This window comes from Kineococcus halophytocola (assembly GCF_041276425.1).
GTDB lineage: Bacteria > Actinomycetota > Actinomycetes > Actinomycetales > Kineococcaceae > Kineococcus > Kineococcus halophytocola.
Genome location: NZ_JBGFTU010000001.1, coordinates 276,747 through 296,899, shown reverse-complemented (window position 1 = coordinate 296,899; position 20,153 = coordinate 276,747). Strand labels below are relative to the sequence as shown.

Below are 20,153 nucleotides of genomic sequence, written 5' to 3'. Positions count from 1 at the left end.
ACGGGTGTGCGTCCACCGTGGTCGGTCTGGTCAGCCGCCGAGAGATCCGACGCGCTGCCGCCACTGCTCGGTGGGTTCGAGGTCGTTGAACGTGAAGACGTGGAATCCTGCGAGGTTGTTGTCGTCCCTGCCCAGGTGGGGCACCAGGCCCTTGATGATGCGCCCGGGGTGGTAGCCGCCGGGGACGAAGAAGCGCCAGAACATCTTCTGCTGCTTGGCCAAGAACTTCGCCGATTCCCCGATGCCGAGGCCCCCGCAGACGCGGAGGAGCTTCTGCCTCGTCACCGCCCCCGGCACCCCGACGTGCACCGGGAGGTCGATGCCCTGACGCTTCACGTCCCGAGCCCACCGCAGGATGACCTCATGGTCGAAGACGATCTGCGTCGTGATGTGCGTGGCCAGGGCAGCCTTGGCCCGCAACGCCTGCAGGAGGACGTCCGGGCCCACCGACGGGTGCCCCTCAGGGTGCCCCCCGACGCCGATCCGGGTGAACCCGTGCCCCACGTCGTGCACCTCGCGCAGCAGGGCCAGCGCGTCGGGGAACGGTCCGGGTGTCTCGGTGCGATCACCACCGACGACGAACACCGACCGGACGCCGGCCGCCCGGCACCGAGCGACGACGTCCTGCAGGTGGACCCTGTCCCGGACCAGCTGGGCCGACAGGTGCGGGGTCACGGTGTAACCATCGGCGGCGAGCCGCTCGGCGAGGTCGATCGTGGCGTCCTGCCCCTTCGCGGGCGAGGCCGTCACCGTGAGGGAGACGTCCCTGGGGACGTGGGCCCGCACGGCGTCCGCCGTCTTCTTGAACGGGATGACCTCGTACCCGACGTCACGCACCGCGCGGGACAGATCGACGCGAGGACCGCCCCGTCGTGCCTTCATCGGCTGGTTCACTCCGTCGACCTCCTCAGATGACGGCGCTGGAACTGCGCCAGCCGCCCTGGTAGTCGCTGCGCACCACCGCCGAGTACGGGGACGGACTGACGATCACCCGGACGCGGGTCTGCTCGTGGTGCTCGACGTTGAGCTTGGCCGTCCCCCCGTTGGGCTCACCCCACACGAGGGACAGTTCGGCCCCCTCGGGGACGTCTCGTCCGACGACCCCGGTCGAGAGGACCTTGCGCTCGTTGTACGACAAGGCGACATTCAGCATCGACAACCCCACGAGGTCGCCTGCTCCGTCGAGGACGGCGTCGTACTGCGATTGCCCGTACCCGCCCAACGGAAGTTCCAGGTACTTGTACTGCGGCCCCCCGACGTCGACGACGGAGCCGAGGATGCGGGTCACGTCCTGAGCGTTCCACTCGAAGGTCACCTTGCGACGGAACGATTCCGGGTCGTGGGCGGCCAGTGCGTCCCGTCCCACGAAGTCGTGGTCGAACTTCACGAACGAGCCGTAGCGCAGGTCCCACGGAGTGAGGTAGTAGTCCTCGATGGAGCCGGGGTCGAAGGAACCGGCCAGCGGAAGACGGCCCTCGTAACCGTCAGCCGGTAGCCACTCACGGTACCCACGCAGTTCCTCGCTGCTGTAGACCGCGGGGAGAGGCGAAGGGATCCACCCGGATTCGACCGCCGACACGGGGTAGGCCCGGGCCCCCACGGGCACGATGCCGAACTCCCGACCCGCCTCGAGGATGGCCTCGCGCACCTGCAGGTAGCTGGCGTACGGGCCCCAGATCTCCAGACCCGGCGCACCCGCCATGCCGTGCCGCAGCGACCGCGCACGCACACCTGCGATGTCGATCCACGCCTCGCGGAAGAACTTGATCTGCTCGACGGGCCCACCGTTGATCTTCTCGATGACCTCCCACGCACGAGGCCCCTGGATCTGCATGCGCCAGAACTTCCGCTCGATCCCCCGCCCGAGCGGGTACTCGAAGGACCGACGGTCGACCTCCACGTCGACGTCGTAGCCGCCCTTCTCGGAGTTGTACAGGAGCCAGTTGGCCGCGGGTGAGCGACCCACGTACATGAACTCGTCCTCACCTTCACGGTGGATGATGCCATCCCCGATGAGGAACCCCTGATGGTTGACCGCCACGTACTGCTTGGCGGAGTCGACGGGGAAGGTCGGCGTGGTGACCGAGGTCTCGCTGATCAACCGGTGCGCATCCCTGCCGCGGAGGTAGAGGGCGTCCATGTGGTGCGTCTGGTCGAACAGGACGACGCTCTGGCGCCATGCGAGGCTCTCGTCACGCCAGTTGTGGAACTCGGGCTGGACCACCGGGTGCGAAACGTACGGCAGTGCCGTGGAGTTGCGCAGCATGGTCGGGACATCGCGGTGCTGGTCGATCTTGTCCTGCAGGGTTCTGGCGGTCATGTCTTCCTCCGGTTCACGTGGATCCGATCCGGTGATGCCGCGGATCGGCGGGCGGGTGGGGTGCGGGGGTCGGTCTCGGCTCAGAGCTCGACCGAGGGGTGGGAACGCCCCAGCCAGTGGGACAGGTCGGCGGCGAACTCCTTCTGGTAGGCCAGCGGCCCTCCTACGGCCTCCCGGTCCTTCTCGAACATCCCGACGAAGACCTGCAGGGTGGGGAACCAGTGGGCACCCAACTCGAAGAGCTTGACGTGGTCCTGGCTCTGGAGGGCCTGTCGTTCCTCGGGGGTGAAGTGGAGCCAGGTGGTCCGCTCGTGCCCACCGTTCTGGTCCAACCGGTCACCCTGCGTGCATTCCCAGTCTTCCAGGGTGGCGGCCGGCGCGGCCTTGTAGGCGGCGAGCAGTTCGGGGGAACGGTCGACCTGGAACAAGAACTTGTTGACGTAGTACCTGCTCATCGGGGATCCCCCTGCGGGTACCACGTGAAGAACGCCTCAGTGGTCTGGAAGAGCTCGAGGTGATCGGCGTAGTCGGCCTTGTTGGGCCCGGCCACTCCCAGCATGAGGATGAGGTCCAGGAAGCCGTCGGTGGCGTTGCCCGCGGCCCTCAACGTCTCCGGGGTGACCTCGCGCAGGATCGACTCGATGTCACCGTCGGCCAGCCACTGCACCGCTCTGCGGTCGAAGTCGAGATCGGGGGCCGTCTCCTGGAACTGACGCGGACCGCCCACCTCCAGCGACAGGTGGCCCGTCCCGATGATGGCGACGCGCTGATCGCCGGGGTACTCCTCCACGATCTCGCGGATGGCCCGACCGAGCGCGTGGAACCGCGCGGGACGGGCCAGCGGGGGCGCGAAGATGTTCGTGTAGATGGGGACGACGGGCAGGTCGGCCTCCGGCCGGGACGTCACGATGGCGCACGTGATGGAGTGATCGATCTTCAGTTCGTGACTGACCGCGAAGTCGAAGTCGCGCTCGATGAGACCACGGTGCAGGTGGCCGGAGAGGGACTCGTCCCCCTCCAACACGAACCTGGGCATCCCGAAGTGCCGTTCCTCGTTGTAGAACGTCGTGTCGTACTTCGGGGCCTTGCCGATCAGGAAGGTGGGGTAGTTGTCGTAGAACAACTGGTGGAAGTGGTCTGCTCCCACCATGACCAGGACGTCGGGACGCGCCGCGGTCAGTGTTTCCCGGTAGGACTCGACCTTCTGCTTCCAGACGACGGACGAGGGCCGCCGCGATTCAGGCGGCGTCAGTTCGGTCTCACGGTAGTAGAACGGGTGGTGCGTGGTGGCCAGAACGGCGCAGACGTTCGCCATCCGTCTCTCCTCCTCACGGGTCGGGTTCAGGGTGCGGGGTGTCGCTCCCGCGACACGCCGGGGATCAGGCGGGCAGCGCCCGACCGTCGCCGGTGGCCGGTTCCGCGGGATCGGCCGACTGCGTCACGCGCGCGACGGGGGTCAAGGGCAGGAGCAGGGCCAACAGGCCACCGGCAGCGGCGACGATGGCGAAGACGTAGAAGTTCCACTGCGCCCCCAGTCCGGCAGCCAGTAGCGCACCCCCGACGCTGGGACCCACGATGCCGCCCAGGCGCCCCACGCCCAGAGCCCAACCGAGTCCCGTCGTCCGCGCAGCGGTCGGGTACAGCGAGGAGGCGAACACGTTCACCAGGATCTGGGTTCCCAGCGTTCCCGCGCCGGCCACCCCGATGAGGAGGAAGACCAGGGTGGTGCCCGGCCGGAGGGCCAGCGCCGCCACGGCGACGGCGCCGAGGACGAACAACGTGACGACAGCCGGTCTGGGGCCGATGCGATCGGCGAACCGAGCCGCGGCGAAGGCACCGATCGCGGCTCCCACGTTCAGCACCAGGACGAACGCCAGGGCGAAGCCGAGCGTGTAGTCGAGGCGGGTCATGATGGTCGGCAACCACGTGACCATGCCGAAGACCAGCAGGAGGCTGCAGAACTGCACGCCCCAGAGCATCACCGTGGCCACTGCGTAGCCGTCGCCGAACAGGACGGCCGTGCCGCGCCGCCGTCGGCCACGCGTCTCCTCGGCCACGACGGCCGGCGGAGCCTCCACGCCGTGCAGCTCGGCCTGGGCCACGGCATCCCCGTGCCGTCCTCGAGCCACCAGCCAGGCCGTGCTCTCGGGCAGCATCTTGAACAACAGGGGCAACAGCAGGATCGGGGCGGCACCGATCCAGAACATGACGCGCCAGCCGACGGACTGGATGAGCAGCAGCCCGAGACCGGCGGCCACCACCCCGCCCACGAGGTAGCCGAAGGTCGTCAGCACGTACACCCTCGCCCGCCGTCGGGGGGCGGTGAACTCGATGACCAGTGCGGTGGCGAGCGGGAACATCGCCCCGAGCCCGAGCCCTCCGACCGCCCGGGAGACCTCGAAGACGAGGACGTTCGGCGCCACCGCGCAGACCGCCATGCTCACCGAGAACCAGGCCAGGCTGACGAGGACCAGTGAGCGACGTCCGACCCGGTCCGCGACGGTCCCGGCGAGCAGAGCGCCGACCGCCATGCCGATCAAGGTCAGCGAGGCGATCTGACCGGCTCTGGCAGGGGTCAGGCCCCACCCGGGTTCGGCGAGCAGAGCGGGGACGACGTTGCCGTAGACGACGAGGTCGTACCCGTCGAACAGGATGAGCGTGCCGCAGAGGGCGGCCACCAGGGTCGACCCGGAACGGCCGACCGCGGGCGCGGTGGCCTGCGGGTGCGATGTCCGGGTCACGACGCCACCGTCTGCCCGACGGGAGGGGTCGCGCTCGACGTGAACCCGCGTCGACCTGTCGAGCCCTCCTCACCGGAGGGGCATCCGTTCCTGTGGTGCGGGGGGGAAATCATCGTCGGCCTCCCTCGTCGGTCCGGCTCCGCTGCCGGTGCCCGCAGCATGCTTCGGGCACGCCGACCCCCGTCAGGTAGAATCCCATTGAACGGGCCGCCGATCAGGTCCTCGCTGATCGGGCGCCGGCGCGTCGGCGGGGACGGGGAGGACGAGGTGGCAGAGCCCGGCGCACCGGTGACCCGCGGGAAGCGACCGCCGAAGGGGGAACCCGTCGTCGACCGTGCGCTCGCCCTGCTGGCGGCCTTCGACCGGGACCATCGACAGCTCGGGTTGCTCGATCTCAGCCGCCGCGCAGGTTTGCCGAAGAGCTCGGCGGCACGGCTGGCTGATCGTCTGCACCACTGGGGGGCCCTCGAACGCGACGAGCGCGGCCGGTACAGCATCGGCCTGCGCCTGCTGGAAGTCGCCGCTCTCGCACCTCGGGGTCAAGGCCTGCGGGAGCTGGCTCTCCCCTTCATGAGCGACCTCGCCGCCGCCATCCACCAACACGTCCTGCTCGTGGTCCGTGACGGCGACGTCGGCCTGCTGATCGACCGCATCTCCTCCCACCGGGCCCTCGCCCCCCTGTACAACCCCGGTGATCGGCTACCGCTGCACTCCACCGGAGCCGGCCTGGTCCTGCTGGCCCACGCGCCGGAGCAGTTCCAGCGCGCGGTGCTGGCGGGGGACCTGCTGCAGGAACCGGAACGGATCCCGCTGTCCGCGACGGCGTTGCGCCGCACCCTGGCCGCCATCCGCAGGGAGCGCGTCGCGGTGCTGCGACGAACCCACCCCGTTCCCCTGGTCACCGTCGCGGCTCCCGTGGTGGAACGCGGAGGTGACGTCGTCGCCGCCCTGTCCGTCGTGGTCCCCGAGCCGACGGTCGACACCCGCCGCCTCGGCGGGGCCGTGACGACCGCCGCGAGAGGCATCTCCCGCGTGCTCGACGACCACGGGTGAACCGGGCCGGGGAGAGGGGCGGGGACACCGGCCGCGGACGGGTCCTGACACCGCACCGGGTCGCGGGAACGCCGGAGGCGACGACCCCCTCACGCTCCGGTCCGTTCCCGCGGCGAGGTCAGAGGTCGAGTCCGGCGCCACGTTCCGGCGGCGGCCCCACGATCACGAGGTCGAGTTCGTCCTGCAGCTTCTGCAGAGCCTCGAACGACGGTCCCACGAGGTCGGTGCTCTCACCGCTCACCGTCCCCGGTTCGGGGTAGGAGCGGTCCGACGTCGGGGACCCCAGCACCGAGAAGAAGGGTTCGAAGACGTCGGGGGTGAGGATCCCGAGCAGTTCCGTCTGGTGGGCGTCGAAGGCGAAGGTGTGGATCGTGCCGGCCGGGGCGTGCACGAAGTCGCCCGCGGTCAGCAGCACCTCGACCCCGTTGACCCACAACCAGACCCGACCCGACAGGCACACGAAGTTCTCCGTGTGCTGGCGGTGGAAGTGGCGCCCGAAGTACTGGCTCGGCGCGCCCACGGTGTGGATCGCGAAGTAGCGGTGATCGGTGTTCCGACCGCGGGAGAGGTAGGTGTAGAGCGCGTCCGGGGTGCGCAACCGGTCACCCTCACCGGCGCGCAGGAAGTAGGGCTCGGCCCCCTCGGGCAACCGGTCGTCCCACTGCTCCGCGGCGAGCACCTCCTCCCCCGCGGGGAAGCTCACCCCCAGCTGGGCACCGATGTCCGCACGCTCCCGCGGGGAGGCGTCGGCGGCGGGCCGGTCGCGGTGGGTGTGGACGTCGACCGGGGTCCCCAGCCGTTCGACCCAGGCCAACCCCCCGCCGGGAGCGGTCCACGTCAGCAGCCGGGTGCCGTGCGCGAGGAAGCGCCACGCCACCGCCGTCCCCGCGGGGACGTTGAACGAGTCGCCGGGGACCAGGACCCGACTGCTGGTCCCCAGCCAGACCTGCGCGCTGCCCTTGACCACCGTGAAGGAGCGCTGGTGGTGGTGGTGCACGTGGTGCGGGGTGCGGGCGTGCCGGGGACCGTTGATCCAGGCCGCGTCGAAGAGTCCGCCGGTGTCGGCGGCCCGGGCGAAGACCGTCCACAGCTGACCGTCCAGCTCGTACCGCGCACCCTCACCGGAGGCCATCGCGTAGGGCACGGGCTCGCCCGGCAGCTGGTTGCGGACGGGTCGCAGGCCGTGCACGGTCTCCACGTCCAGGGACCGGTGGACAGTCAGTGAGCTGTCCTGCACCGTGCGGTTCGTCTCGATGCTCACGTCGTTCTCCCTCTCGGAGTCGCGGGTTTTCGATGGGTTTCGATGGTTTCGATGGGTCCGATGATCCCTGGTGGTTCCAGGGACCGACGACGCTCAGCGGTCCAGGGTCCGGACGAAGAAGTCGCCCACGACGTCGAAGGAGAACTCGGCGGGACCGCTGCTCTCGTCGTGGCCGGGGAGGTGCTGTCGCCGCGACGCGGTGACCGTCCCCTCCCGCTCCAGGCGACCGTCGTCGAAGACGGGCGGACCGGGCACCTCCACGCTGCCGGCGGGGTTGAGGAAACCGTGCCGGTAACCGTCGAGCAGGTACAGCGTGCTCTCGACGCCGGCCGCCGCGAGGGCTTCGTGCAGGAGCACGCTCTGGTCCGGTCGCACGAGGACGTCGGCCGTGCCGTGGGCGATCTGGAACGGCGGGGCGAGAGCGCTGACGTGGGTCAGGGGTGAGGCGGCCCGCGCGAGGTCGAGGCGTTCGGCGGGGGGCCCCCCGAGCAACCGGGCCTCCGGCGCGTTCGCTCCCGCCAGGGCCGGCGGGGTCGCCGGCGACGCGTCGGCGACGACGCGGACGAGGTCCACGGGCCCGTACCCCTGCGACACGGCCTGCACGGCGGCCGACGGGGCGCCGAGGACGACGTCCTCACCGGGCAGGACGTCGAGGTGACCGGTGACGCCGCCCAGGGCGGCCAGGTGCCCACCGGCGGAGGAGCCCCACAGGCCGATCCGGTCCGCGGCGAGCCCGAACTCCTGCGCGTGCGAGCGCAGGAACCGAACGGCGGCGCGGACGTCGTGCAGCTGGGCCGGGAACGGTGCCTGCCCGCTGAGCCGGTAGTCCACGCTCGCCATGGCGAACCCGCGGGCGGCGAAGCACCGCGTGAGGTCCGGCGCCAGGGACCGGTCACCGGTGAACCAGCCACCCCCGTGCACCCACACGACCACGGGGACAGGGCCGGCGGAGGAGGGCCGGACCAGGTCCAGGGAGAGCGGACCGGTGGTCGGCTCGGAGAACACGACGTCGTGTCGGAAGGCCTCGATCACCGGGGAAGCCTCGCCGGGTCACCGGTCGAACACCAGGACGGATCGTGCAACCGCCGTGAGGGCAGGCCTCACGGTCCGGTACCGGCCCTCCCGGTCAGAGCACCGGCAGGACCCCGAACTCCTGCGCCCGCGCGGCCACCAGCTCGTGGGCCACCTGCTCCAGCAGGGCCTGCGCCGGGCTGCGGCGGCCGTCGCGACTCACGAGGTGGACGGTGACGGGCGGGACGTCCACGAGGGGGACGAAGCGCAGGTCCGGACGAGGGTGCGTCCGCGCCACGCTGGCGCCAGCGATGTTGACGGCCAGTCCCGCCGCGCAGAGGTTGAGGACCTCCTCCAGGGTGCCGGCCACCGGGTCGACCGTGGGCCGCCGCCCGTCCGGGCGCGGGCTGACGAACCAGGCGTCGAGGGCGACGGGCCGACCCGCGACACCGACGAACCGCTCGTCGGAGGTCTCCGCGACGCTGACGCCGTCGCGGCCGGCCAGCCGGTGCGTCGCGGCCACGACGAGCACGCGGTCCTCGCGCCACAGGGGCACGGCGCGCAGCCCCGCAACGGCCGGGTCGTGCGCCGCCGGGACCAGGGCGACGTCGACGCGCCCGGAGCGGACGGCGGCCTCGCCCTCGGCGAAGCCGAGGCTGCGCACGTCCCAGGTCACGCCGGCGCTGCGCCCGGCGCTGCACGCCACGACGGCCGAGCACAGGGGACCACCGACGACGAGCCCCACGACCACCCGGTCGCCGGACGCGCGGCGCACCGCCCAGCTCTGCACCTCGTCGAGGGCACCCACCGCCCGGCGCGCCAGCGGCAGCAGCTCACGGCCGGCCTCGGTGAGTTCGACGTGACGGGAGGTGCGCCAGAAGAGCGCGGTTCCCAGACGCTTCTCCAGCAGGGCCACCTGCTGACTCAGGGAAGGAGGCGCCACGTGCAGACGTGCTGCCGCACGGGTGAAGTGCAGCTCCTCGGCCACCGCCAGGAAGCTGCGCAGGTGCTGGACCGTCAGGTCCACGGATCCACCGCCCTCCCGCTCACGTCGTCCCGCGCACGTCGTCCCGCGCACGTGGCCGGTACAACGGCGGTACCCACGCCGATCCACTCCGTCGGGACCGGCCAGGCGTCCACGGGCAGGGTACCCAGGGAGCCGGGCGCGGACGTCGGCCACGGCTCCGCACGAGGCGGCGGGGCCCGCCCGGCCCTGACGCGCCGGCCCCCGTGCGGGCCCCCGTGCGGGGCGGGTCAGAGGGCCGGGCCGGCGGCCGGGGCGTCGAACCCCCAGAACTCGTCGGCCGCGGCCGCGAACTCCCGCATCCCGCGCTCGACGGTCCGCCGGCGCCCGGGCGGCAGCACCGCCAGGATCCCGGTGATCTCCTCCTCGCGGCGGCGCACCACCCCCTCGACGAGCCCCCGCCCGGCCGCCGTGGGGACGACGAGGACCTCCCGGCGGTTCTCGGAGTTCTCCCGGCGGACCGCCCAGCCGCCCTGCACCAGCCGGTCGGCGACCCGGGTGAAGCTGGACGCGTGCACGCCCAGGTGCTCGGCCAGCAGGCCGCTGCGCTGGGGACCGCGGGTGACCACGAGCAGCAGCGCGCGGTACTGGGTCAGCGTCACCTGCTCCAGCGCCTCGGCCAGGGAGCGGACGGCGACCCCGACGAGGGCCTGCGACGCCTCGACGGTCGACCGCGCGCCACCGCTCACGCCCACACCCACGTCCCCGTCCCCGTCCCCCGACCGTCCCCTCCTGTGGAAGACCTGGGAGGATCCTTGCACGATGTTCAGAGTGCGCAGGCCGACAACCGTTCCCGGCGGCTCCGGGCGCGGGACCGGACACGAGAACGGGCACGACAGGACCACCCGTCCCCAGGAGGACCCCATGACCACCACCCCGACCCGCCGCCGCCAGACCTCCCGGGCTCTCCTGGCGTCCCTGCTGCTCACCCCGGTCCTGCTGACCTCGTGCACCGGCCAGGACTCCCCCGCCGAGGGGGCCGGCAGCACCAGCGGCGCGGCCCCCACGCGGGGTAGCGGCGCGCCCAGCCCCGGGGGGCCGGCCGTCCAGCTCGAGGGCGCCTACCAGCAGGTCATCACCTCGGTGCTGCCCTCGGTCGTGGAGATCCGGACCGAGGGGGGCCTCGGCAGCGGTGTCGTCCTCGACGCCGAGGGGCACATCGTCACCAACGCCCACGTCGTGGGGGACGCGACGCAGTTCCAGGTGCAGTTCGCCAACTCCCCGACGGCCTACCCGGCGACGCTCGTGGGCACCTACCAGCCCAACGACCTCGCGGTCATCCACGTCGACGGGGCGCCGGACCTGCGCCCGGCGGTGTTCGGGGACTCCGGGGCCGTGGAGGTGGGCACCATCGTCCTGGCCATGGGCAACCCCCTGGGCCTGTCGAGCAGCGTCACCGACGGCATCGTCTCGGCCGTCGGGCGCACCGTCACCGAACCCGCCCAACCGGGGGTCCCGGCCGCCACCCTGCCGGGCACCATCCAGACCTCGGCGGCCATCAACCCCGGCAACAGCGGCGGCGCGCTGGTCAACCTGCAGGGGCAGGTCATCGGCATCCCCACCCTCGCCGCGACCGACCAGCAGCTCGGCGGCGCCGCCCCGGGCATCGGCTTCGCGATCCCGTCCGACGACGCCACGGACATCGCCCGCCAGCTCATCGAGAACGACGGGCAGGTCGTCGACTCCAACCGCGCCGCGCTCGGGGTGACCGTCACGACGGTCGCCGACGCCTCCGGGCGGCCCGCGGGCGTCGGGGTGGTCGACGTCGCGGCGGGGGGCCCGGCGGCCACCGCCGGCCTGCGCCCCGGTGACGTCATCACGTCCGTGGCCGGCCAGGACGTGGTCTCGGTCGCGCAGTTGTCCACGGTCCTCGCCGGGCAGTCCGTGGGCGACACGGTCGAGGTCGGGTACTCCCGCGGCGGGCGCGAGCAGACGGTGCAGGTCGCGCTGGGCGAGCTGACCACCGGGGGCTGATCCCGCGGCCGGCGGGGCGGGTGCGCGGGGTCTCGTGTCGGAGCTCGGTGTCACGGTGTGCTCATCCCGGTGGACCACCGGGTGAGGGCAGCGGACGACACGACCAGGGGGAGCGACCCGTGCACATCGACAACGCTCGAGAACTCAAGGCCCGGCTGACCTCCGGTGCCGTGCGGGCCTCCTCGCTCCCGGCGCCGGCGGGCGTGGCGAGCGTCGGCATCAGCGTCCTGCCCCGCGGCAGCGGGGACGGACCCCGGTACGGGCTCGCGGTGCGCTACTCCGGCCGGCGCGGGGAACTCCTGGCCGAGGGCGCCCGCCGGCTCGCCGCGGACACGGCCGGGGACGAGGTGGACATCCGCGAGATCGGCCTCGTCACCGCCCTCAGCGCGCCCACCGAACCCGGGACCTGGGCCCCGGAGGCGTTGCAGCGCAAGGTGCGTCCCCTGCACCCCGGTCTGTCCACCGCCCAGCGGGACGTCACCGCGGGCACCCTCGGCGGGTTCGTCACCGTCGAGGGGTCCGACGGGCTGTACGTGCTGTCCAACAACCACGTCCTGGCCGACTCCGACCAGGCGGCCCTGGACGACCCGGTCCTGCAGCCCGGCCCGCACGACGGTGGCCGGGCCGGGGACCGCGTGGGTCGCCTGGCCCGGGCCGTCCCGCTGGAGGCCGGCGGCGGCAACGCGGTCGACGCGGCGCTCGCCCTCCTGGACGGCGACGTGGCGGCCTCGCCGGCCGACGTCGACCTCACCTACCCCGGGGGGCGGCTGCGGGGCTGGGCCGAACCGGACGACGAGGTCGTCGTGGAGAAGGTCGGGCGCACCACCGGCTGGACGAGGGGACGGATCAGCGCCATCGAGCTCGACGACGTCGCGGTGCAGTACCCCGTCGGGGTCGTCGGCTTCGACGGCCAGGTCGAGGTCACGGGCGAGCGCGGCGCGTTCTCCGCCGGCGGGGACTCCGGCTCGCTCGTCTTCCGGCCCGACACCCGTCAGGCCGTCGGGCTGCTGTTCGCCGGCAGCGAGCGCGGGGGTCCGGGCGGTGCCGGCCTCACCTTCTGCAACCCGATCGGCCTTGTGCTCACCGCGCTCGGTGCGACACTGGTGGTCTGAGCACGCGCGGTCCCCGACGCCCCGGTGGCCGCGGCGGACGGACCAGGGAGCCCGGAGTGAGCGACCGAGACGCTGCGCGAGCCGCCAAGTCGCACGTGCAGGACCTCATCGGCACCGACCCGCGCGTCAACGGCGTCGGGCTCACGCACGTGGGCGCGGACTGGGCCGTGAAGGTCAACGTCCTCGACGACCGCGACCACCCGGACCTGCCCGAGCGCGTCCAGGGGGTGCGGGTCGTCGTGCGGGGTGTCGGCGGGATCAGCGCCCACGCCAGCTGAGCAGGCGCTCCAGCACCTGGGCCACCCCGTCCTCCCCGCACGCGGGCGCGACGTCGTCGGCCGCGGCCCGCGCTTCCGGGTGGCCGTCGGCCATGCCGTAGGACCGGCCGGCCCAGCGCAGCATCTCCAGGTCGTTGGGCATGTCCCCGAAGGCCGCGACCTGCCCGGCCCCCACCCCGCGCCCGGCGGCCACCTCGGCCAGCGTCGTCGCCTTGCTGACCCCGGCGGCCATGATCTCGATGAGGGAGTCGGCGGCGTTGGAGTGCGTGACGTTGACCAGCCCGTCCAGCTCGCCGCGGGCGAGGGCCACCATCTCGTCGCTGAGCACCCCGGGGCACTTGGCGAGGATCTTCACCACGGGCGGGGCGTCCACGACGAGCTCGTCGAAGGCGGCGACGCGCTGCTCCAGACCGCCGTCGAAGCGGGTCGCGTACTGCGGCTCGCGGCGGAAACCGGCGACGGCCTCCAGGGCGAAGCCGATGCCGGGCAGCACCGGCCGCAGCCGGGCCACCACCTCGCGCAGCACGTCCGGGGCGATGGGGTGCTCCAGGACCACCCGGCCGGCGTCCAGGTCGTAGACGACCGCTCCGTTCGCGCAGACCACCTGCCCACCCAGACCCGCCTCCTCCGCCAGCGGCGTCACCCAGCGCGGCGGGCGGCCCGTGACGGGCACGACGGGGACCCCCGCCGCGGCGCACGCCGCGAAGGCGGCCAGCGTGCGGGCGCTGACGGGCCGGTCCCGGGGGATGACGGTGCCGTCCAGGTCGGTCGCGACCAGCGCCCAGCCCTGCGCGAAGGCGCGCTCGGCCTCCGGGGAGGGCACCTCCCGTCCGCGGTCGACGTCGTCCAGCGCGGGCACCTCGGGAGTCACCGGCCCATCCTCGCACCCGGCCCGGCGGCACCGCGGCGGACCGGACCCCGGGGTGAGCGGGCTCAGGCCGCCCGGTGCCCGGCGCCGCCGCCCGCCTTGGCCCGGTACATCGCGGCGTCGGCCGCGCGCAGCAGCGCCGTGCCGCGATCGCGGCCGGTGGCCGCGGCCCCGTCCGCGCAGGCCCGCGGCCCGGCCACCCCGACGCTGGCCGAGACCCGCAGGTGGTGGCCGTCGACCTCCCGCGGCCCCAGCCGCCCCACCAGCGCGGCGGCGACCTCCTCGGCGCGCGCGGCCTGCGGGCCGGTGAGCAGCACGACGAACTCGTCCCCGCCGAGCCGGGCCACCAGGCCGTCCGGGCCGACGGCGTCCTGGAGCCGGGCGGCGGTGTCCCGCAGCAGCAGGTCCCCCGTGTGGTGCCCGTGGGTGTCGTTGACCGCCTTGAACCCGTCGAGGTCGATGAGCAGCACCGCGAGCGGGACCCCGGCGGGGACGTGCTCGACCTCGGCGAAGAACGCGCGCCGGTTGGCCAGCCCCGTCAGCTCGTCCAGCAGGGACAGCCGGTGGCTGCCCAGCAGCGAGACCAGCAGCCGCGTCAGCAGGACGAGCTTGGCCGCCACCGTCGCCAGGGCCACCACCTCGAACGCGAGCGCCAGCACCGAGGTCCCGGGGTGACCGGTGCGCCACACCGCCGCCACCCCCGTCAGGCAGAACACGCTGACGGGGGCGGCCACCGTCGGCCAGCCGAGGTCGGCCACCACCCGGGGGTGGGGCGAGCGCGCCCGGACCGCCCGCAGCAGCAGGGACGCCGCCAGGACCCGCAGACCGGCGGCCACTGCGGGCGTCAGCGACGCCACCGGTCCCCCGTCCCCGATCCCGACCAGGTGCACCAGGTCGGCGACCTCCGCGGTCAGCAGGACGAGGAAGAGCACCAGGACCCGCACGGGCCGCTGCCGCTGCCCACCGCTCACCAGCCCGCAGTTCGCGGCCGCGAAGGCCGTGAGCACCAGGAGCAGCAGGGGCCGGGCCGGCCAGGCCAGCGCGGCCGTGGTGCCGATGCCGCGGGCGGCCAGGGCGGGCACGGCCGTCGCGGTGAGGACCGCGGCCAGCGCGGCCAGGCTGGCGACCCCGTCGAACCAGGCGTTGACGTGGGGCAGCACCGCGCTGCGCTGGTACAGAAGCAGCCGCAGGTTGGCCGCGAACAGGACGGCGTACGCGCCCAGACCGCCCAGCCCCGTCAGCAGCAGCGGCAGGGCGGGGGCCGCCGGCACCGGTCCCGGTGGGGCCAGGAGCAGGTCCCACGTCCCGGGGGCGCCGACGAGCAGCAGGGACACCCCCACCGCGATCCACCGCCACTCGCGGTCGCGTTCGGGGCGGCCCCGCCGCAGCGCGAGCAGCAGCCCCAGCGCGGGCAGGGTGAGGACCACGGCGGCCCCGGCCCGCGGCTGCACCAGCACGAGGACCGCCACGAGGAGACCGCCGAGCAGCCCGAGCGGGACCGCGGCGCGCGAGGAGGTCCCGGCCGCGGCGGCCGGGCGCGTCACCGGCCCGGCCCGCGCGGGGCGCGGAAGCCCGCCACCCGGGTCTGCGCCGCGAGCTGGGCCCGCAGGTAGACCCCGGCCACGTCCCCGGGGTCCCCGGGGTCCCCGGGGTCCCCGGGGTCCCCGGGGTCCCCGGGGTCCCCGGGCTCCCCGAGGTCCCCGGGCTCCCCGGGGCCGCCGGTCCCGCCCAGCACGAGCGCCTCGTGGCGGCGGACGGCCGTGAGCACGTCGCCCAGCGGTCCCGCACCGGCCACCAGCGCGTCGCGCACCGGGGCGCCCAGGGCGCACCCGCGGGTCAGCTCGGCGGGGTCGAAGGCCAGCGCCTCGGCCGCCGCGGACAGCAGGCCGACGGTGTGGGCCGCCTCGGCCGCCGCCGGCCGCAGCGACCGGCACGCCTCGGCCCGGGTGAAGATCCACGCCAGGGTGTCCTCCGGCACCCGCGCGGACCCCGCCCCGGCCAGCAGCACGAGCAGGAGCCAGCTCGTCAGCTCGCGCCGGCCGAGCATGACGACCGCCTGCCGCAGCGAGGTGATGCCGCTGCGGGGGGCGTGGGCCGCCGACCCCACCGTCTTCAGGACGCGCAGGCTCAGCGCCGGGTCCTGCGAGAGCAGTTCCACCACCTGCCCCACGTCGGCGGCGGCGTCGGACAGCAGCGCCACGAGCTGCACGCACGTCAGGTGCGAGGGGGTGAGGCGCTGGCGCTGCAGGACCTCGGGCCGGTGCAGCAGGTACCCCTGGAACAGGTCGACACCCAGTCCGCGGCAGACGTCGAACTCCTCCTGCGTCTCGACGCGCTCGACCACCAGCACCGCCCCCGGGTTCACCCTCCGGACGAGGTCGACGACCTCGGGCAGCCGCTGCGCCGTCGTGCGCAGGTCGACCTTGACGTAGTCGGCGTGCCGCACGGCCGGGACGCGGGAGACGTCCCCGTCGAAGTCGTCGACGGCGACGGCGAAACCCCGGCGGCGCAGGTCGGCCAGACCGGCCATGACCCAGCGGTCCACGTCCACCTCGCACGGAAGTTCCAGCACCACCGACCCCGGCGGGAACGGCAGCCGCACCTGCCCGGAGAAGAACGAGCGGGTGGCGTTCAGGAACAGGGGCCGGCCCCCGGACAGCTCCTCGACCCCGAACTCCCCGAAGGTGGCCGCCACCACCTGGGCGGTGGCGCGGTCGTGCTCGGCCTCCCCGGACAACCGGGTGCGGTTCGCCGCCCCCGACCGGTGCAGCAGCTCGTAGCCGAACACCTCGCGCTCGGCCGTGTGGACCGCCTGCAGGCCCAGCGAACTCGTCACCCCCGCACGCGGTCCGCGCACGTCCCCCTCCACCGGAGCCGTCACGACGGACTCACCCCAGGATCTCGCGGGTCACCGCGAACTGCTCGGTCAGGACACCGCCGATGATCGTCTGCGTCTGGTTGATCTCCCCCACCGCGGCGCTGATCTGCGACAGCGAGGACGTCACGGCCCCCACCCGGGCCTGGATCGCGGTGACGCGGCTGCCGACGCTGCTCGTGGCGCGCTCGGTCTCCCCGGACAGTTCCTTGACCTCCTCGGCCACGATCGCGAAACCCCGCCCGGCCTCCCCGGCCCGGGCCGCCTCGATCGTGGCGTTCAGGGCCAGCAGCTTCGTCTGCGCGGCGATGGACTGGATGGCCCGCACGACGTCGTCGATCTCGGCCGAGGCCTCCTCCAGCGCGGCCACCTCGGCGTTCGCCTCCGCCGCCAGGGCCTCCCCGTGCGCGGCGACACCCGTCGCCGCGACCACGTTCCGCTCCACCTCCTCGATGGAGGCCAGCAGGTCCCCACCGGCCTGCTGCAACCGGCCCGCCGCGGCGAACCGTTCCATCGCCTGCCCGATGAGGAACGCGGTGTTGCGCAGCGCCGCGCGCCGGCTCTCGGCCATCAGCAGGGTGCGGGTGGCGAAGAAGTCCATGGTGCCCGCGACGCGGCCACCGACGACGACGGGCAGGCAGACGCCCGACTTCACCCCCGCCCGCTGCGCGACGGGCGCGCGGACGCAGTCGGTCATCTCCCCCAGGTCCTCCACGAACACGAGGTCCTGGGCCGCCCACGTCCGGCCCGACAGGCCGACGCCCTTGGCGAAGGAGGCCTGCAGCGTCACCTGCCGGAACTCCGGGCCGGCGTCGCCGGACTCCAGCGCGAAGCGCAGGACGTGCCCCGACGCCGGGCCGTCCTCGTCCAGCCGCCAGAACGAGCCGTACTGCCAGTCGAACTCCGAGCGGATCGTGTCCAGCGCCACCCGCAGGGCCTGCTCCTCGCTGGTGGCGGCCGTCAGCTCGCGGATGAGCGTCGAGACCGCCGCGACGTCCTGGGCCGCCTTCTCCTGCCGCACCGCCTCGCTGAGCCGCGCCAGCGTCGAGGACACCAGCGTCGCCACCGTGCGCAGCACCGCGGCCCGCCCCGGCGACAGCGCGACGCGCTCGGTGGTGAAGAAGTCCATCGTCCCCACGACCTGCCCCGCCTCCAGGACGGGGAAGCAGACGCCGGAGCGGATCCCGGCCTGCTGGGCCACGGGGGCGCGGACGCAGTCGGTCAGCTCACCGAGGTCGGCGACCTCGACGAGGTCGCGCCGGCGCCAGGCCCGCCCGGACAGCCCCACGCCCTCGGCGAAGGACGCCGACAGGGTGACGCGGCGGAACTCCTCGCCCGCGTGCCCGCTCTCCTGGGCGAAGACGAGGACGGGGGCGGCACCGGTGCCGCGGTCCAGCCGCCAGAACGACCCGTAGGCCCAGCCGAAGCGGGAGCGGATGGTCTCCAGCGCCGTCTCCACCGCCGCCTCCGGCGTGCGGGCGTCCTGCAGGACGCGGACGAGGTCGGTGACGGCGTCGAGGTCGGCCCCGGCCGCCTGCACCTGGTCCGCGGCGAGGTCGGCCGCCCTGCGGGCAGCGGTGGTTCGGAACATGGGACACCCCGTCTCCGGCCCCGTGGCCCCGGTGGGCGCGGGCGCCGACGTTGCCAGGCCGGTCTCTTCCAGCCCAGTGGTCATCGGCCGGCGACGGCGGGGCCTTGACTGCTGCGGACGGGTGAGAGGGGGTGGGGCGGGAGGAGGCGGACGGGCGGGTCAGGCGGCCGGGCCCAGGGCCACGAGGTCTTCGAGCACCTGCGCGAGCCCGTCCTCGGTGACCGTCCCGGTCACCTCGTCGGCGGCGGCGCGCACCTCGGCGGGCGCGTTGCCCATCGCCACCCCGCGCCCGGCCCAGCGCAGCATCTCCACGTCGTTGCGGCCGTCGCCGACGGCCAGGGTGCTCCCGGCCTCGACGTCGAGGCGGATCCGGACCTCCTCCAGCGCGCTCGCCTTCGTGATCCCGTCGGGGGCCAGGTCCAGCCAGGCCGTCCAGCCCACGGAGTAGGCCACGCCGTGCAGGCCGATCTCGTCGACGAGGCGGGAGAACTCGGCGGAGGTGTGCTCGGGGCTGCGGATGATGACGCGCATCACCGGTTCGGCGAACAGCTCGTCGAACGGGACGATCTCCATCTCGCCGGTGAGCTCGCCGTCGGGGAAGGGGGCGGTCAGCTTGTAGCCGCGGCCCAGGACCTCCACCGCGAACAACCCGGTCGGCAGGTGCTCGCGCAGGAGCTGCGCCACCGCGGAGGGGTCGAAGGTGTGCCGGGAGACGAGGCGGTAGCCCTCCTCGGCCGCGGGGTCGAGCTGGACGGTCACCGCCCCGTTGGAGCAGACGGCGAACCCCTCGTGCAGGTCCAGCCGCTGCAGGACCGGCAGGGTGCCGTGCAGCGAGCGCCCGGTCGCCACGACGACGTGGGCCCCGGCGGCGGCCACCCGGCCCACCGCCGCGCGGACGCGGTCGGACAACGCCTCGTCCAGGTCGACCACGGTCCCGTCGACGTCGAGCGCCACGAGGACGCCCTGCAACCCCCCACTCACGACCGGCAGCCTACGGGTGGGCCCGCACCGGCGCCGTCCGGGCGCGCGGGGGACCGCACGGGGGACCGCACGGGGGACCGCACGGGGGACCGCACGGGGGACCGCACGGGGGACGGGGCGTCAGCGCGACGCCCGGCCCTCCAGCCGGGACTGCACGAGGAGCAGCACCACCACCCCGGCGGCACCGGCCAGGGCCAGCGCGGCGACGGCCCCGGCGTCCGGGCCGGGGGCCAGCAGCGTCCGGTCCCCGTCCTGCCACGGCCACAGCGCCCGCAGCGAGCCCGCCAGCAGCCCGGTCATGATGGACAGGGTCAGGTCCCCGTGCCGGGACAGCATGTGCTGCAGCACCCGCACGAAGGAGGCCAGGCCGACCACCGCGCCGAGGGCGAACGCCCCCAGGTAGGCCAGGTCGCGCTCGCTGACGGCCGCCAGCGTCACCTCGTACAGCCCCAGGGTCAGCAGCAGGAACGAACCGGAGACACCGGGCAGGACGAGGGCGCAGACCGCGACGGCGGCCGCCGCGGCGACCAGCACCAGCGGCGGGTTCGAGACCGTCCCGGCGGGCAGGCCCGTGAGCGCGAACGCCGCCACGGCCATGACGACGGCCGTCACCACCCGGACCGGGGACCACCGGGCCACCATCCGCGCCGGGACGACCACCGAGGCCAGGACCAGCCCGAAGAACACCGCGCGCGAGCCCACGGGGTGCTCGGTCACGAGGGGTTCGAGCACGCTGGAGGCGACGAGCACCGCGACGAGCATCCCCACGAGCACGGGGACCAGGACCGACCAGTGCGCCTGGCGCAGGTGCTCGCGCGCCGCCCGCGGCCCGCCCGTCAGCCCGGCCCGGGCGGCGCTGACGACGTGGCCGGCGGAGTCGATGAGCTGCCCGTAGACCCCGGTGATGAGGGCGACCGTGCCGCCGCTGACCCCGGGCACCACCTCCGCGCACCCCATGAGCCCGCCGCGGACGAGGTCCAGCGGGACCCGGCGGGGGGAGGTACGGGTCTGTTCGGGCCTCGATCGAGGTGCGGCGTCCACGGCCCCACCGTAGCCACCGCGGA

General features: G+C 73.9%; 19 protein-coding genes. 4 read left to right on the top strand and 15 right to left on the bottom strand.

Features of this window, described 5'->3' with window-relative positions; genetic code table 11:
* Window positions 1-30 precede the first annotated feature (30 nt).
* From AB2L27_RS01540 to AB2L27_RS01520, 5 genes are all read right to left on the bottom strand, one after another.
* Window positions 31-894, bottom strand: a complete 864-nt coding sequence (locus AB2L27_RS01540; RefSeq protein ID WP_370439690.1) for a methylenetetrahydrofolate reductase — start codon at window positions 892-894, stop codon at window positions 31-33.
* Between the two features lie 13 nt (window positions 895-907).
* Complete coding sequence (gene ligM / locus AB2L27_RS01535; protein WP_370439689.1) at window positions 908-2,320, bottom strand: vanillate/3-O-methylgallate O-demethylase; 1,413 nt, start codon at window positions 2,318-2,320, stop codon at window positions 908-910.
* An 80-nt stretch (window positions 2,321-2,400) separates the two neighbouring features.
* Window positions 2,401-2,775 carry a hypothetical protein gene (locus AB2L27_RS01530; RefSeq protein WP_370439688.1) on the bottom strand — a complete coding sequence of 125 codons (375 nt, stop codon included), beginning with the start codon at window positions 2,773-2,775 and terminating at the stop codon, window positions 2,401-2,403.
* Window positions 2,772-3,635, bottom strand: coding sequence for a DODA-type extradiol aromatic ring-opening family dioxygenase (locus AB2L27_RS01525; protein WP_370439687.1), 864 nt, complete (start codon window positions 3,633-3,635; stop codon window positions 2,772-2,774). The genes AB2L27_RS01530 and AB2L27_RS01525 overlap by 4 nt, the downstream gene beginning before the upstream one ends.
* A gap of 64 nt (window positions 3,636-3,699) precedes the next feature.
* Entirely contained in the window at window positions 3,700-5,061 is a 1,362-nt protein-coding gene (locus AB2L27_RS01520; protein ID WP_370439686.1) for an MFS transporter, read from the bottom strand.
* A gap of 267 nt (window positions 5,062-5,328) precedes the next feature.
* Between AB2L27_RS01520 and AB2L27_RS01515 the strand changes: the two genes are divergently transcribed.
* Entirely contained in the window at window positions 5,329-6,114 is a 786-nt protein-coding gene (locus AB2L27_RS01515) for an IclR family transcriptional regulator (RefSeq protein ID WP_370439685.1), read from the top strand.
* 118 nt (window positions 6,115-6,232) lie between these two features.
* Here the strand turns inward: AB2L27_RS01515 and AB2L27_RS01510 are convergent, their stop codons facing one another.
* From AB2L27_RS01510 to AB2L27_RS01495, 4 genes are all read right to left on the bottom strand, one after another.
* On the bottom strand, window positions 6,233-7,375 hold the full coding sequence (locus AB2L27_RS01510; protein WP_370439684.1) for a quercetin 2,3-dioxygenase: 1,143 nt from the start codon (window positions 7,373-7,375) through the stop codon (window positions 6,233-6,235).
* A 93-nt stretch (window positions 7,376-7,468) separates the two neighbouring features.
* Window positions 7,469-8,407, bottom strand: a complete 939-nt coding sequence (locus tag AB2L27_RS01505; protein ID WP_370439683.1) for an alpha/beta hydrolase fold domain-containing protein — start codon at window positions 8,405-8,407, stop codon at window positions 7,469-7,471.
* 94 nt (window positions 8,408-8,501) lie between these two features.
* Window positions 8,502-9,413 carry a LysR family transcriptional regulator gene (locus tag AB2L27_RS01500; protein WP_370439682.1) on the bottom strand — a complete coding sequence of 304 codons (912 nt, stop codon included), beginning with the start codon at window positions 9,411-9,413 and terminating at the stop codon, window positions 8,502-8,504.
* A 227-nt stretch (window positions 9,414-9,640) separates the two neighbouring features.
* Entirely contained in the window at window positions 9,641-10,099 is a 459-nt protein-coding gene (locus AB2L27_RS01495; protein ID WP_370439681.1) for a MarR family transcriptional regulator, read from the bottom strand.
* Between the two features lie 175 nt (window positions 10,100-10,274).
* Here AB2L27_RS01495 and AB2L27_RS01490 point away from each other — a divergent pair, with 175 nt between their 5' ends.
* The 3 genes from AB2L27_RS01490 to AB2L27_RS01480 all read left to right on the top strand — a co-directional run bounded on the left by AB2L27_RS01490 (window position 10,275) and on the right by AB2L27_RS01480 (window position 12,774).
* Complete coding sequence (locus tag AB2L27_RS01490) at window positions 10,275-11,384, top strand: S1C family serine protease (protein WP_370439680.1); 1,110 nt, start codon at window positions 10,275-10,277, stop codon at window positions 11,382-11,384.
* 119 nt (window positions 11,385-11,503) lie between these two features.
* Complete coding sequence (locus tag AB2L27_RS01485) at window positions 11,504-12,496, top strand: chymotrypsin family serine protease (RefSeq protein ID WP_370439679.1); 993 nt, start codon at window positions 11,504-11,506, stop codon at window positions 12,494-12,496.
* A gap of 56 nt (window positions 12,497-12,552) precedes the next feature.
* Complete coding sequence (locus tag AB2L27_RS01480) at window positions 12,553-12,774, top strand: hypothetical protein (RefSeq protein ID WP_370439678.1); 222 nt, start codon at window positions 12,553-12,555, stop codon at window positions 12,772-12,774.
* Here AB2L27_RS01480 and AB2L27_RS01475 read toward each other — a convergent pair.
* The 6 genes from AB2L27_RS01475 to AB2L27_RS01450 all read right to left on the bottom strand — a co-directional run bounded on the left by AB2L27_RS01475 (window position 12,755) and on the right by AB2L27_RS01450 (window position 20,130).
* The gene (locus tag AB2L27_RS01475; RefSeq protein ID WP_370439677.1) at window positions 12,755-13,645 is read right to left on the bottom strand and encodes an HAD family hydrolase; all 891 of its coding nucleotides are present in this window, start codon (window positions 13,643-13,645) and stop codon (window positions 12,755-12,757) included. The genes AB2L27_RS01480 and AB2L27_RS01475 overlap by 20 nt on opposite strands.
* Before the next feature lie 62 nt (window positions 13,646-13,707).
* Window positions 13,708-15,186, bottom strand: a complete 1,479-nt coding sequence (locus tag AB2L27_RS01470; RefSeq protein WP_370439676.1) for a GGDEF domain-containing protein — start codon at window positions 15,184-15,186, stop codon at window positions 13,708-13,710.
* Complete coding sequence (locus AB2L27_RS01465; protein WP_370439675.1) at window positions 15,183-16,499, bottom strand: EAL and HDOD domain-containing protein; 1,317 nt, start codon at window positions 16,497-16,499, stop codon at window positions 15,183-15,185. Before AB2L27_RS01465 ends, AB2L27_RS01470 begins: the two co-directional genes overlap by 4 nt.
* A 31-nt stretch (window positions 16,500-16,530) precedes the next feature.
* Window positions 16,531-18,108 (bottom strand): GAF domain-containing protein, encoded by a 1,578-nt coding sequence (locus tag AB2L27_RS01460; RefSeq protein ID WP_370439674.1) that lies wholly within the window; start codon window positions 18,106-18,108, stop codon window positions 16,531-16,533.
* 159 nt (window positions 18,109-18,267) lie between these two features.
* Window positions 18,268-19,089, bottom strand: a complete 822-nt coding sequence (locus AB2L27_RS01455; protein ID WP_370439673.1) for an HAD family hydrolase — start codon at window positions 19,087-19,089, stop codon at window positions 18,268-18,270.
* A gap of 120 nt (window positions 19,090-19,209) precedes the next feature.
* A complete protein-coding gene (locus AB2L27_RS01450; RefSeq protein ID WP_370439672.1) occupies window positions 19,210-20,130 on the bottom strand; it encodes a DUF368 domain-containing protein in 921 nt (306 codons plus the stop codon).
* Window positions 20,131-20,153 lie beyond the last annotated feature (23 nt).

Excerpts from the sequence above, each read along its gene's own strand:
- ligM (WP_370439689.1), bottom strand. The coding sequence starts at position 2,320 with ATGACCGCCAGAACCCTGCAGGACAAGATCGACCAGCACCGCGATGTC.
- AB2L27_RS01530 (WP_370439688.1), bottom strand. The coding sequence starts at position 2,775 with ATGAGCAGGTACTACGTCAACAAGTTCTTGTTCCAGGTCGACCGTTCC.
- AB2L27_RS01525 (WP_370439687.1), bottom strand. The coding sequence starts at position 3,635 with ATGGCGAACGTCTGCGCCGTTCTGGCCACCACGCACCACCCGTTCTAC.
- AB2L27_RS01490 (WP_370439680.1), top strand. The coding sequence starts at position 10,275 with ATGACCACCACCCCGACCCGCCGCCGCCAGACCTCCCGGGCTCTCCTG.
- AB2L27_RS01460 (WP_370439674.1), bottom strand. The coding sequence starts at position 18,108 with ATGTTCCGAACCACCGCTGCCCGCAGGGCGGCCGACCTCGCCGCGGAC.